Consider the following 13,156-nt stretch of genomic DNA (forward strand, 5'->3'; position numbering starts at 1 on the left):
GGCCTGCCCCAGGACGCGCTCAGGCGGGGTCGAGGGCCGGATCGACGGCGGCGGCCCAGGCCAGGATCCCGCCGTCGAGGGAGCGCGCGTCGATGCCGCGCTCCAGCAGCAGACGTGTTGCTTCGGCGGACCGGACGCCGGAGCGGCACATCATGACCAGTGGCAGCCCATCGGCCTCGGGGGCGGCGCCCTGCCGGATGTCGTCCAGTGGCAACCACTGCGAACCGACAACGGACGCCTGCTCCCACTCCTGCGCCGAACGCACGTCGACCAGCCGCACCGCGCCCGAGGCGAGCAGCCGCCCGGCTTCGACCGCATCGACCATCGGCACGACCTCGACCCGGTCGGTCGACGACGCGGGATCCTCGTCACGGATGTCGATCGGCGCCGCGTCCGGGCCGCAGACCAGGCATGACGGGTCGGCGGCGACAGGGATCTGCGACCACTCGAACGCGAGCGCGTCGAACACCGCGATCCGACCCACCAGCGGAGCACCCAGACCGAGCACGAGCTTGAGTGCCTCGGACGCCTGGGCTGCTCCGAGCAGACCCGGCAGAACTCCGAGCACACCGGCCGCAGCACACGAAGGGGCAGCCGCCGGGTCGGGCATCACCGGGAACAGGCACCGTAGACACGGCCCCTCCCCCGCAGACCACACCGTGAGCTGGCCGTCGAACTGGTTGATCGCCGCCCACACCAGCGGCAGACCGAGCAGCACACAGGCATCGTTGAGCAGGAAGCGGGTGCCGAAGTTGTCGGTCGCGTCGACGACCACGTCGTGATCGCTGCACAGATCGACGACATTGGCGGCGTCGAGTCGCTCACGGACGGCGACGATCCGGACGTCCGGGTTCAAATCGCCGACGGCTCGTGCGGCCGAGTCGACCTTCGCCGCCCCGACATCGCCGGTGCGGTGGATCACCTGACGCTGCAGGTTGCTGAGATCGACCTCGTCGTCGTCGACCACGGTGATCGTGCCGACGCCGGCAGCCGCGAGGTACTGCAGCACCGGCGCGCCCAGACCACCTGCTCCGATGACGAGCACCCGGGCGTCCAGCAGGCGGCGCTGACCGGCCGGGCCGACGGACGGCAGGGACAGATGGCGCGCGTATCGGCGTACCTGGTCGTCATCGAGAACGCCGACCGGATTCACCACCTGTGATCTGCCCTCTTCCGATGCTTCACCATCCATGCCGTCCAGCCTAGATCTGTGCATAAGATGACGAACTGACCGGCGAGTAGAACTTGGAGGTAATGATCGTGGGCGACTCGTCTGACACGACTGCGCGCGGTGGTCGGCTGCCTCGTTCGGCTCGGCGGGCCCAGCTCATGGAGGCCGCCCAGTCGGTTTTCGTCGAGGCGGGCTACCACGGCGCGGCGATGGACGAGATCGCCGAGCGCGCCAATGTCAGCAAACCGGTGCTCTACCAGCACTTTCCGGGCAAGCTCGACCTCTACCTCGCCCTCCTGGAGCACCACACGCGTGAGGTGCCCGAGCTGGTGAATGCCGCCCTCACCTCCACCGAGGACAACAGCGACCGGGTGGCTGCGGCGATCAGCGCGTTCTTCCAGTTCGTCGAGCGCAAGGACGCCGCCTTCCGGATGGTGTTCGAGTCCGACCTGATCAACGAGCCGGTCGTCGCCGCCCGGGTCGAGCGGATGGGCACGCTCAGTGCGACCGCAGTGTCCGAGGTCATCGCCGAGGACACCGGCCTGCCGCCCGAGCAGGCGATGGTGCTGGGCGTGGCCCTGGTGGGAATGGCGCAGGTCGTCGCGCGGTTCTGGGTGTCGCAGGAACCCCGCATGCCGCGTCAGGAGGCCGAGCGTCTCGTCACGGTTCTCGGCTGGCGCGGCATCGCCGGGTTCCCCAAGACCGCCGACCAGGACTGACCTCTCGCCGAGAGCCGACATAGGCTCGGAGCAGAACCGGTCCGAACAGACTTCAGGAGAGCCATGGAAATCCGCATCGGAGTGCGCAACATCGCGCGCGAGATCGTCATCGAGTCCACCGACTCCGCCGACCAAGTACGCGAGCTGATCACCAACGCGCTGAGCGCGGGCACCGCGATCACGCTCACCGACGAGAAGGGCCACACCGTCGTGGTGCCGGCCGAGGCGCTCGGCTATGTCGACATCGGCTCGGAGCAGGAGCGCCGCGTCGGCTTCGGCAGCTGAGCCACGGGCGGCACTGCTCGACCACTACGTGCGAACGGACACGATCCCACCCGAAGGGAGGGGGGTCGTGTCCGTTTCGTTACCAACTTGGGGTTGACCTCATCCCACCACTGCCGCCGTCTCCGGAGTAGCTTCGTCGACAGGTAGGTGGAGGAAGCGCCAAATGGGTGCCGAATCTGCTTGCAACACAGCAGGACCCGAACCACAACCCCCGTGTTCGGGAAACGGCCCCCTGAAGGCCAGATTCACCCCAAGGAGTATCAATGCTCTGGAGCATCATTTCCTGGATCATCGCCGGTATCATCATCGGCGCACTCGCCCGTCTGGTGGTGCCCGGTAAGCAGAACATCAGCATCGCCATCACCATCGTTCTCGGTATTCTCGGCGCCCTCATCGGTGGCTTCCTGGCCCGTCAGCTCGGCGTCGGTGACACCAAGGGCTTCGATTGGATCCAGTTCATCATCAGCGTCATCATCGGTGCGGCCTTGGTCTTCGGCTACACCGCGATCACCTCACGCAGCAGCCGCGTTTGAGCAACACCTCGCGCAAACGAGCGAGCCCGCCATCCGTTCGGGGTGGCGGGCTCGTTCGTGTCCGCTGTTCAGGCAGACAGCCCCAGAGCTGCCATCCGCTCGGTGTGGGCCTCGGTGATGCGGGTGAACAGGTGCATCACCTCGGCGAGGTCGAGACCGCGCCCTGAACCGTCGTCGACGAGCAGTGCGGTGAGTTCGTCATTGTCTGCGGCCGCGCGCTGCGCCTGCGACAGTGCCTCCCCCACGATTCGCCTGCCCCACAAGGCCATCCGGGCGGCCAGCTTCGGGTCGCGGACGATCGCTGCTTCGAGTTCCTGCTTGGCGTAAGCGTAGTGATCGGCGTCGTCCAGCACCTGCTCGACGAGGGCGCGGGTCTGCGGATCGACGAAACGCCCGCACTCGGCGTAGAAGTCCGACGCGATCGACGAACCGGCGTAAACCTTCATCAGGCCCTCATACCAGTCGGTGGGCTGGCAGCGGCGGTGCCATTCGTCCAGCGCCGGGCGGAACCGCGCCATCGCCTCATGCGGCTTGGCACCCAACTCCTCCAGGCGGGCGGCGAGCAGCTTGTGGTGCTCGAACTCGCGGATGGCGACCTCGGCCAGCCGCACCTTCTTCACGGTCGAGGGTGCGCGATCGGCATCGGCGACCACTGTGAAGAAGCTGACGAGTTCGCCGTACGCGAGCATGCCCAGCAGCGAAACGACGCCAGCGCGGAAGGTCGGGTCGTCGAGGTCCTGCGCGCTCCTCGCGGGGCGTTCGACGGTTTCGGAAGGGGTCAGGTCATCGGCCATGGCCGTGATGCTATCCACCTGCGGCTACGATTGCCTTGTCAACAACGGTGCCCGGTCGGCACACATGACACGCATCGAACCATCGGCGGCCCCGAGGCCGCCCGCGAAGACTCCCGATCGGCTCCCCTCAAGTCACGCCTGTGCCGCACCCGCGTCCGCACGGCGTAGACGCCCGATCGAAGGAATCGACCACACCCATGACCGACATCCACACCGACCCCACCACTGAACCCACCACTGAGCCCGACGCCGAGCCCACGATCGCCGAGGCCGACATCGTCACCCTCGATGCCTCCGACGCTGCGCCGGCACCTGTCGTCGAGCAGACATTCGCCGATTTCGACGTCCGTCCCGGCATCGTCGCCTCGTTGGCCGACGCCGGCATCCTGGCTCCGTTCCCGATCCAGTCGATGACCCTGCCGGTCGCACTGGGCGGCCACGACATCATCGGCCAGGCCAAGACCGGCACCGGCAAGACCCTCGGCTTCGGCGTGCCGCTGCTGCACCGGGTCACCGGCCCGGACGAGGACGGATTCGACACCCTCACCGTGCCGGGTGCACCGCAGGCCCTGGTCGTCGTGCCGACCCGCGAGTTGGCCGTCCAGGTCACGAACGACCTCAAGACCGCGTCCACGCGCCGTTCGGTGCGCGTCGAGGCCGTCTACGGCGGACGCGCGTACGAACCGCAGATCGCCGCTCTGAAGCGCGGCACCGAGGTCGTCGTCGGCACGCCCGGCCGTCTGATCGACCTCAGCCAGCGCGGTGACCTCGACCTGCGCAATGTGAAGGTGACCGTCCTCGACGAGGCCGACGAGATGCTCGACCTGGGCTTCCTGCCGGACGTCGAGAAGATCCTCGCGATGACTCCCGCCTCACGCCAGACGATGCTGTTCTCGGCCACCATGCCCGGCGCCGTCGTCGCACTCGCGCGCCGATACATGACCCAGCCGACCCACATCCGCGCGATGACCGAGGACGGCGGCAACGCCCACACGGTCAAGGCGACGACCCAGTTCGTCTATCGCGCCCACGCGATGGACAAGGTCGAGATGCTGGCCCGCATCCTGCAGGCCAAGGGCCGCGGCCTCACCATCATCTTCACCCGCACCAAGCGCACCGCCGCCAAGGTGTCGGACGATCTCGCCGAGCGCGGGTTCGCCGCGGCCGCGATCCACGGTGACCTCGGCCAGGGTGCTCGTGAGCAGGCGCTGCGTGCGTTCCGCTCCGGCAAGATCGACACGCTGGTCGCGACCGATGTCGCAGCGCGAGGAATCGACGTCGACAACGTCACCCATGTCGTCAACTACCAGTGCCCCGAGGACGAGAAGACCTACGTCCACCGCATCGGACGCACCGGACGCGCGGGCCAGACCGGCACCGCAGTCACGTTCGTCGACTGGGACGACCTGCACCGCTGGACGATGATCAACAAGGCCCTCGACCTCGGCATCCCGGAACCGGTGGAGACCTACTCCTCCTCCGACAACCTGTTCACCGACCTCGACATCGACCCCTCGGTCACCGGGAAGCTGCCGCGCTCGGCGCGTACCCGTGCCGGCCTCGATGCGGAGGAACTCGAGGACCTCGGCGAGGTCGGTGCATCGGCCGGCAACCGTGCTCGCGGGTCCGGCCGTGCCTCCGGTGCCGGCCGTGGCCGCAGCGGTGGCAACGGACGTGGCGGCCGCGACGGAGAGCGCCGCTCCGGTGGACGCGACAGTGGACGCGACGGTGCGTCCGAGAGCGCACCGAAGCGGTCGAAGGACGACAGCGGGTCTGCGAGTGGCGAAGGTGCCACACGGCCGCGTCGCCGTCGCCGGACCCGCAGCGGGAACGCCGGCGGAAACGGCGACGCGTCGGGCAGCACTTCGTCGTGAGCACGCAGCGGCCGTTCTCCGATCGGGTCGTGAGCCATCTGCGGCTCGCCGATCACCGGCTGCGCACCTCCGAACCGGGCTCGAACCGGCGCCGTTACTCGATCTGCCGGATGACGCTGCACAACATCGCACCGATCGACAGTTTCTACCTGGGCTTCTTCCACGGTGAAGACACGGTCGTGATCCCGTACATCTACGACCACGATCGGCACCTGCAGCCGGACGTGACCAAGTTCGGCAAGGGCGGTCTGTCCCACTGGATCCGCAGCAGCGGGCGGCCGTACGTCTTCCGCTCCGATGACGGTGCGCTGCTGAGTCGGACGATCCCGTTCGGCGACCCGGACGAGATCTCCGCCGACGCGGTGATCGTGCCGCTGAAGGACCCTGACACCGGTGACATCGCCGGACTGATGTCGATCCAGAGCTTGACGCCGGACGTGTACGACGACGAGGTCGTTCACGCGGCGCTCTGGCTCGGGGAGGCACTGATGCTTGCGCAGGCTCGCGACCGCCACGTCGGAGCCGCACCCGAGGCGCTGTACTCCTTGCATCCCGAACTCAACAGCGCGATGTCGGGCGATCCACGAGAACGCTTCGTCCAGATCACCGACCAACTTGAGGCGGCCTACCGTCGGACCGGCGAGATCGCTCGGGCCGTCGAGGAAATCGGCGACGACAAGTTGCTCCGTGACATCGCGGCCGTACGCATGACGCTCGAGCAGACCCAGGTCGACATGGCCGAATGGATGCTCACCCAACCGTTGACCTCCGGCGCGGTCGACGATCAGCAACCGGTGCGGGTCGATCTGACTCCGCGCGAGCACCAGGTCGCGACGATGATCGCCACCGAGCAGCTGACGAACGCGCAGATCGCACAGGAACTCGGCATCTCACTGAAGACAGTCAAGACACATGTCGGCAGCGTGCTCGGCAAGCTGGGTGTCGGCCAGCGCTCGGCGATCGTTTTCGCGATGGCCGACCTGCTGGCCACATCCCCTCCGGAGCCGCGCAAAAGGTCCTAGGACCCTCGCCGGCGAACCTACGCCGAAGTCTCATGGCGACGCTTGACGAAACCCGGCACGATGTTCATGGCGGAGATTCGAGGAAGGGTCCGATGTTCCATCGGCCTCGAAAGACCACCACGCGGTAGCCAGCATGCAGGGGGGATGCTGGCTATCGGTGTTTCCCGAGCCGCTCAGGCGGTCGACCCGGGCGGCTGCAACGCTGCGGGGGTCGCCCCGGCAGGTCCTAGACCTACTCCGGGTACTGAACCGATGGCGCCGAACGGACCCACCGACTCATGGCACGAACGCCTCGGTCGGTCCGCTCGCCAGGGCCAGCAACCGCTCGAACTCGGCGCGGTCCGTGGTGTTCTCACCCAGACGGTTGGGCTTGCCGGCCCCGTGATAGTCACTGCTGCCGGTACGGATCAGCCCATGACGGGTCGCGTACTCCAGCGCGTGGGCCCGCTGCGCCGGCCCTTGGTCACGGTGATCCACCTCGATCCCTGCGAGCCCGGCTTCGATCATCGCCTCCACCGTGGCGTCGGCGACCACCCGTCCGGTGACGTGGGCGAACGGGTGGGCGAGCACCGGCACCCCGCCCGCCGCCAGCACCAGTTCGACCCCGCGTACCGGATCGACCGCGTAATGGCCGACGTGGTACTTGCTGCCGGAGAACAGAAACCGGTCGAAGGCGTCCGCCCGGTCGGCCACGGCACCGATCTGCACAAGCGCGTCCGCGATGTGCGGACGTCCGATCGTGGCGCCCTGCGCGACCTGCTCCTGCACGTGTTGCCAGGTGAGGCCGGTGTCGGGTTCGAGCAGGTCGACCATCGCCATGGCGCGCCCCTCGCGGGAGATACGCGCGTTCTCCATTTCGCCCAACAGCCCGCTGTGCTGCGGGTCGACGAGGTAGCCGAGCAGATGCAGACTCAGGTGATCGATCTCGCAGGAGATCTCGATGCCGGGGACGAAGCCGATCCCCACGTCCTGCGCGACGCTCCGGGCTGATTCCCAGCCGGAGGTCGTGTCGTGATCAGTCAACGCCACGACGTCGAGACCGGCTTTCTGCGCCGACCGGATGACGTCGGCGGGAGTCTGGGTTCCGTCGGACTCGATGGAGTGGGTATGGAGGTCGATGCGCACCCCAGCAGGCTACGCCGCAGGCACAATCGGACAGGCCGGGCAGGGAATCAACGAGGCCGATCCACCGGGCGGAGGAACGGCTACTGTCGGTGCGAAGTCAGACGTCGTGGCGCGATGACCGCTCGCTGCCCACGTGGATGACGCTCGACTCGAAGAGGAACTGATGAACGACGCACCCCGGCCGCTGCGGCGCGCCGTGCTGCTCATGTGGGTCGGTGCCACCCTCTCCGCGCTCAGCGCCCTGGTGGCATCGACGCTGCGCGACGATATTCGAGCCGGACTCGAGGAACGTGGCCGCACCCACCCCCGGGAGCGGCTTACGGCGATCGAGGTGGACCAGGCGACGAGCACGATGGTCACCGTGCTGGCTGTGTCCGCCTGCGTCGCAGCAGTCATCTGGTTGGTCATGGCCTGGCTGAACCGACGTGGACGTCGGTGGTCGCGGATCGCGGCGACCGTGCTCGCGCTGTTCGCGCTGCTGCACACCTGGAGTCTGCTGACACGCGGCTATCCGTCGCCGGTGGCGACCGTGCTCGCGTTGGCGGTGGCTCTGGTGGGGGTGGCGGCAGCGGCACTGTTGTGGCATCCGGAGAATGCTGAACATTTCGCGCGCTCAGAGGTATCCCGCACTACCCTGGACGCCCGGCAGGACCGCACCACGGTCTAGCCTTGCGGCATGCGCCTAACTGCCTGCCTCGCCACTGCTGCCACTGCCGTCCTGCTGACTTCGTGTGCCTCCGATGCGCCGGTCACGGTCAACTCCTCGACCAACTCCTCGACGAGTTCCTCGACCACGTCCTCTGCCGCGAGTTCGACGTCGACCGAGTCGCCCTCCTCCTCGACCTCCAGCAGCACCTCCTCGAGCTCCAGCCCGCAGTCCTCCTCGCCCAGCGAGAGCCCGACCAGCTCGGCATCGAGCAGCGCAGGCGGCGGGCTGCCGTCGGGCGCCGAGGCCGACAGCAAGAACGAGTTCCACGTCACCAAGCCGGCCGGTTGGGCCAAGGCGACCGTGCCGAACGCCCAGATCGTCCTCGCGATCAAGGCCGACAAGCCGACCGGTGGCGTCTTCAGCAACTTCAACGTCGTCAGCACCCCGGGGGCCCCGGGGCAGAACCTCGATGCCTACGTCAACGCCGGCGCCACGCAGATGCGTCAGCAGAACGCCACCGTGACCCCGGTGGCCGACCGAAAGATCGCCGGCGGCGATGCCAAGGGCTACGTCGTCAAGCGCACGGTAAGCGGCAAGGACATGTCGCAGACGCAGTACTTCACCCAGAAGGGCAACACGGTCTACATCTCGACGATGACCAACGCCACGAGCGAGAAGGCTGCGGGTGACAGCGCGATGAACGCGATCCTCGGCTCCTGGACCTGGACGAGCTGATCCGTGGCCGTGCGACGATGGTCGGGTGAGTGAAGAGCAGAAGAAACCCGAGCACCGAAGCCGTCCGTACACCAAGGCATTCCGCCAGTTCGTTGCGTCCGGTTGGGCCGAACGGGACACCAGCGCGCCCGACCGCGCACGGGTGGCCGATTTCGCGGCCGACCGGCGCGCGTCGGCCAGCGCCGATTTCGCCGGTCGACGACTGGTCGTGCCTGCCGGCGGCCTGAAGGTCCGCAGCAACGACTGCGATTATCAGTTCCGGCCGCACTCGGCGTTCGCCCACCTGACCGGCCTGGGCAGTGATCGCGAACCCGATGCGGTGCTGGTGCTGGAGCCGACCGAATCCGGCCACGAGGCCGTGCTGTACTTCCGTCCGCTGGCCGGGCGCGACACCGAGGAGTTCTTCGGCGACTCGCGCTACGGCGAGTTCTGGGTCGGCGCCCGCCCGACGTTGGAAGACATCGAGGCCGAGCTGGGTGTGACCGCTCGGCACATCGACGAGCTGCCCGACGCGCTGGCCAAGGATGCCGGCGCCGTCCAACTCGCCGTGGTGCGCGACGCCGACCGCGAGATCACCGCGTTGGTCGACAAAGTGCGCAGCGAAGCGGGTGTCGAGCAGCAGGAGACGACGCTCGACGACGAGCTGGCCCGCGTTCTTTCCACCATGCGTCTGATCAAGGACGACTGGGAGATCGAGCAGATGCAGGACGCGGTGGACGCCACCGAGCGTGGTTTCGAGGCGGTCATCGCCGATCTGCCGAAGGCGTTGGAGAGCGGACGCGGCGAGCGCTGGGTGGAGGGCGTCTTCGGACTGGTCGCCCGCCACGAGGGCAACGGCGTCGGATATGACTCCATCTGCGCCTCCGGTGACCACGCGAACACGCTGCACTGGATCAAGAACACCGGCGAGGTGAAGGACGGCGACCTGCTGTTGCTCGACGCCGGCGTCGAGGTCGACTCGCTCTACACCGCCGACATCACACGGACGTTGCCGATCAACGGCACGTTCTCCGAGGTGCAGCGCAAGATCTACGACGCGGTGCACGCCGCCCAGGAGGCCGGCATCGCCGCGGTGAAGCCGGGCAACAAGTTCAGCGATGTGCACGCGGCCGCGATCCGAATCATTGCCGAGCACCTGTTCGAGTGGGGCCTGTTGCCCGAGGGAGTCGATGTCGAGAAGACGCTCGACACCGAAGAGGGCCAATACCACCGTCGGTGGATGGTGCATGGCACGAGCCACCACCTAGGTATCGACGTCCATGACTGCGCGCTGGCCCGGAAGGAGGATTACATGGACGCCGAGCTCAAGCCGGGCATGATCCTGACCGTCGAGCCGGGGTTGTACTTCAAGGCGGACGACCAACTCGTGCCGCAGGAGTTCCGTGGCATCGGCGTCCGAATCGAGGACGACGTCCTGGTGACGCAGGACGGGCACCGCACCCTGTCCGATCACATGCCACGCAGCAGCTGCGACGTCGAGGAGTGGATCGCCCGGGTGCAGCGCGGCTGATCGGCCCCACGACGAAGGTCCTCAACCGAATTCGGTTGAGGACCTTAGTCATGTGCGAGGAGGCTGCTGTGCTGGCAGCGGCTTCCCGACGAATCAGCGGCTGAACAATCCGCGCAGGGCGCTGGAACGCGACTTCTCCGTGCGGTATGCGTCTGCAGCCTTGACGATCGCCAGCTGGTGGCGCGTGAACGGCGTCTGACCGAGCATCACCGGCCTCCTCTCCTGGGTCTTGTCGGTGGCCTTGATGTTCTCTATCGTACATTTCGATATCGAAAACTTCCAATTTGAAACAACGAGACCTTCGACACACTCCTTCCCCGGACGACAGCCGCCCGCCGAGAATTCGGCGGGCGGCTGCGGTCGGGTCGTCACCAGCTCACCAGAGGTTCAGACTCCGCTCGAAAATGCCTGCGATGTCTTCCTCGGTCACCGGCTTGGGCGAGGTGGTGAGCAGACGCTGCTGCTTCATCGTCCCCTCCACCAGGTCGGAAATGTCGCTGCTGTCGTAGCCGACCGCGCCACACCCGTTCGGGATGTCGATGTCACGCATGAGGTCGATGAGGACGGTCGGTAACAGTTCGGCGTCAGGGACGGAGTCGTAGTTCTTGTCAGCACCGGCCGCGAGCAGCCGGGCAGCTTTCAGGTGCCGCTCGGGGTCGGCATCGAACGTGAACCGGAAGGCCTCAGGAGCCGTGAGCGACACCGACATTCCGTGCGGCACCATCGGCTCGTGAGAGGGGTAGTCCTTCGGGTGGAAGTCCTTGACCCGGCCGGCGATCGGATAGGCGTTCGCGTGCGGGATGTGCACGCCGGCATTCCCGAAGCCCATGCCGGCGAAGGTGGCGGCGAGCGCCATGTCCGCACGTGCCTCCAGGTTGTCTCCGTCGTGGACCGCCGTGCGGAAGGACCCGGCCAGCAGCGCCAGTGCCTTCTCCGACCACATGTCGGCGATTGGGTTCGACCCGCAGTAGGGCACCCGCTCGTGCGGTTGCTTGTGCTCGTAGGAGGTGTACGGACGCGCGGTGTACGACTCGAGGGCGTGGCACAGGATGTCCATCCCGGCGGCGGCGGTCACCCCGGCCGGCTGGGTGAGCGTGACCATCGGATCGATGACGGCCATCGTCGGACGCAGCCGGGCGTGACTGATCCCGGTCTTCACCTTGAGCGAGAGCACGTCGAGCACACAGATGGTCGTGCTCTCCGAACCCGTACCGGTCGTGGTGGGGACGGCGACCAGCGGCTTGAGCGGGTTCTGGGGCGCCTTGCCACCACCGACGGGTGCGTTGATGTAGTCCATCAGTTCGCCCTCGTTGGACGTCATCAGGTTGATCGCCTTGGCGGTGTCGATGCTGCTGCCGCCCCCGACGGCGACGAACGCGTCCCATGGGCCGTTCGACCGGCCGTAGTCGACGGCCTCACGCAGCGAGTCGTCGGTGGGCTCGACATGTGTGCCGTCCCAGACGATGGCCTCGATGCCGAACTGACCCATCTGGTCGGCGACGCGCTGTGCGACCCCGGCTTCGGCGACGCCCGGGTCGGTCACGACCAGGACGCGCTTGGCTCCGGTCAGGCTGAGGTCGTAGCCGATCTCGTCGGCCGCGCCGGGACCGAACTTCAGCTGCGGCGCACCGTAGGTGAAGACGCTCTCCGGGGACTGTGGCGTGGGAAGGGTGCTCATCGTGTGGCCTTTCGGGATCGGGTTGCGGGTTGACGTCTCTGGGTGACCATGGCGCCTGCGGCGTCGGCATAGTCGACGGCGATCAGTTCGGGGCTGATCGAACCGTCGTGGTGGATCCACTGTGCGATCGAGGTGCACATGGTGGAGATCGAGTTGCCGAGTGTCACCACGAGGCGGTCGGCATCGGGGTTCTCGCGCAGAGCGGCGCGGATGTCGTCATCCAGCATCCTCTGCACGTCCTTGCGGTACCGGGTGATCCGGCTGCGGTCCGACGGCGCGAGACTGCGCATCTCGCTCGCACCGAGGAAAGCCAAGCGGGGACGCCGTGCGTGGTAGAGCGCGAGGCATTCGACCGTGCGATGCAGTCGCTCATCGGCATCCGGGTCCCCGTCGCGGGCGGCTTCCAGGCGCCAGAAGAGGTCGGCCATCGTGAGGTCGAGCAACGCAGGCAACATGGACTGCTTGGACCGGTGATAGTGATAGAGGCCGGCCACGCTGAGCCCCGCACAGTCGGCGATGTCGCGGATCGACGCTCCGTGAAAACCCTTCTCGCAGAACGCGATCAGCGCACCGCTCAGTGCTGGGTCGAGCGGGAGATCGTGGAATGTGCGCCAGTCACCGGCGCCGCTGTCCGGCAGGTCGGGCCATGAAGCAAGACCCTTGGCTGTCGCCGGCGGATGCGGGAGGTCGCCCACATCGCCGGGCTCGAGCAGCCGCGGCGCGGACACGTCGAGCTCGTCGGCGATGTGGAACAGCCGGTCCACCGAGAGCGCGGTGTTGCCGTTCTCGATACCGCTGAGTGTCGCCGGGCTGACCTCGAGCCGAGCGGCGAGGTCGCGCAACGAGATTCCCTGTCGCTGCCGGTGCGCGCGCACCGATCGCCCCACGCGCACGCCCGTGGTGATCGTCGACATGTGTTCAGGCTAGATGAACATGATGATCCGCGAAAGAGTTGTTGGACGAGCGTCTACCTGGTGAGAATCTGGCTGGATCCCTGTTGACATCCCGTCGTCGGCTTGTGACGCTGACCACACACGTCAAATATGACCGAGCGGGCGTTC

13 protein-coding genes are annotated in these 13,156 nt (G+C 67.2%); 8 read left to right on the forward strand and 5 right to left on the reverse strand.

The features are described from left to right. Positions 1 to 19: 19 nt before the first annotated feature. Entirely contained in the window at positions 20 to 1,192 is a 1,173-nt protein-coding gene (gene moeB, locus ACYU8W_RS10465) for a molybdopterin-synthase adenylyltransferase MoeB (protein WP_499468894.1), read from the reverse strand. Between the two features lie 62 nt (positions 1,193 to 1,254). Here moeB and ACYU8W_RS10470 point away from each other — a divergent pair, with 62 nt between their 5' ends. From ACYU8W_RS10470 to ACYU8W_RS10480, 3 genes are all read left to right on the forward strand, one after another. Continuing rightward, positions 1,255 to 1,890 (forward strand): TetR/AcrR family transcriptional regulator, encoded by a 636-nt coding sequence (locus ACYU8W_RS10470; RefSeq protein WP_370447364.1) that lies wholly within the window; start codon positions 1,255 to 1,257, stop codon positions 1,888 to 1,890. Between the two features lie 63 nt (positions 1,891 to 1,953). Next, positions 1,954 to 2,175: a DUF3107 domain-containing protein gene (locus ACYU8W_RS10475; RefSeq protein ID WP_129627033.1), complete on the forward strand. Its 222-nt coding sequence runs from the start codon at positions 1,954 to 1,956 to the stop codon at positions 2,173 to 2,175. A 263-nt stretch (positions 2,176 to 2,438) separates the two neighbouring features. After that, positions 2,439 to 2,708, forward strand: coding sequence for a GlsB/YeaQ/YmgE family stress response membrane protein (locus ACYU8W_RS10480; protein ID WP_499468897.1), 270 nt, complete (start codon positions 2,439 to 2,441; stop codon positions 2,706 to 2,708). A 68-nt stretch (positions 2,709 to 2,776) separates the two neighbouring features. On the opposite strand, the gene ACYU8W_RS10485 is transcribed toward ACYU8W_RS10480, so the two are convergent. After that, complete coding sequence (locus ACYU8W_RS10485) at positions 2,777 to 3,502, reverse strand: ferritin-like fold-containing protein (protein WP_499468899.1); 726 nt, start codon at positions 3,500 to 3,502, stop codon at positions 2,777 to 2,779. 197 nt (positions 3,503 to 3,699) lie between these two features. On the opposite strand from ACYU8W_RS10485, the gene ACYU8W_RS10490 reads away from it, so the two are divergent. Together ACYU8W_RS10490 and ACYU8W_RS10495 are read left to right on the forward strand one after the other, a co-directional pair. Continuing rightward, positions 3,700 to 5,376, forward strand: a complete 1,677-nt coding sequence (locus ACYU8W_RS10490) for a DEAD/DEAH box helicase (protein WP_499468901.1) — start codon at positions 3,700 to 3,702, stop codon at positions 5,374 to 5,376. After that, positions 5,373 to 6,398: a helix-turn-helix transcriptional regulator gene (locus ACYU8W_RS10495; protein ID WP_499468903.1), complete on the forward strand. Its 1,026-nt coding sequence runs from the start codon at positions 5,373 to 5,375 to the stop codon at positions 6,396 to 6,398. Before ACYU8W_RS10490 ends, ACYU8W_RS10495 begins: the two co-directional genes overlap by 4 nt. Before the next feature lie 276 nt (positions 6,399 to 6,674). On the opposite strand, the gene ACYU8W_RS10500 is transcribed toward ACYU8W_RS10495, so the two are convergent. Continuing rightward, positions 6,675 to 7,523 (reverse strand): PHP domain-containing protein, encoded by an 849-nt coding sequence (locus ACYU8W_RS10500; RefSeq protein WP_499468904.1) that lies wholly within the window; start codon positions 7,521 to 7,523, stop codon positions 6,675 to 6,677. 163 nt (positions 7,524 to 7,686) lie between these two features. Between ACYU8W_RS10500 and ACYU8W_RS10505 the strand changes: the two genes are divergently transcribed. The 3 genes from ACYU8W_RS10505 to ACYU8W_RS10515 are packed head-to-tail and all read left to right on the forward strand — an operon-like array spanning position 7,687 to position 10,417. After that, a complete protein-coding gene (locus ACYU8W_RS10505; protein WP_499468906.1) occupies positions 7,687 to 8,190 on the forward strand; it encodes a hypothetical protein in 504 nt (167 codons plus the stop codon). 9 nt (positions 8,191 to 8,199) lie between these two features. Beyond that, positions 8,200 to 8,907: a hypothetical protein gene (locus ACYU8W_RS10510; RefSeq protein ID WP_499468908.1), complete on the forward strand. Its 708-nt coding sequence runs from the start codon at positions 8,200 to 8,202 to the stop codon at positions 8,905 to 8,907. A gap of 25 nt (positions 8,908 to 8,932) precedes the next feature. Beyond that, positions 8,933 to 10,417 carry an aminopeptidase P family protein gene (locus ACYU8W_RS10515; RefSeq protein ID WP_499468910.1) on the forward strand — a complete coding sequence of 495 codons (1,485 nt, stop codon included), beginning with the start codon at positions 8,933 to 8,935 and terminating at the stop codon, positions 10,415 to 10,417. Positions 10,418 to 10,793: 376 nt separating this feature from the next. On the opposite strand, the gene ACYU8W_RS10520 is transcribed toward ACYU8W_RS10515, so the two are convergent. After that, a complete protein-coding gene (locus ACYU8W_RS10520; protein WP_129627062.1) occupies positions 10,794 to 12,095 on the reverse strand; it encodes a hydroxyacid-oxoacid transhydrogenase in 1,302 nt (433 codons plus the stop codon). Next, complete coding sequence (locus tag ACYU8W_RS10525; RefSeq protein WP_499468913.1) at positions 12,092 to 13,009, reverse strand: TetR-type transcription factor C-terminal domain-containing protein; 918 nt, start codon at positions 13,007 to 13,009, stop codon at positions 12,092 to 12,094. The genes ACYU8W_RS10520 and ACYU8W_RS10525 overlap by 4 nt, the downstream gene beginning before the upstream one ends. Positions 13,010 to 13,156: the final 147 nt, after the last annotated feature.

Source organism: Yimella radicis (assembly GCF_054778255.1).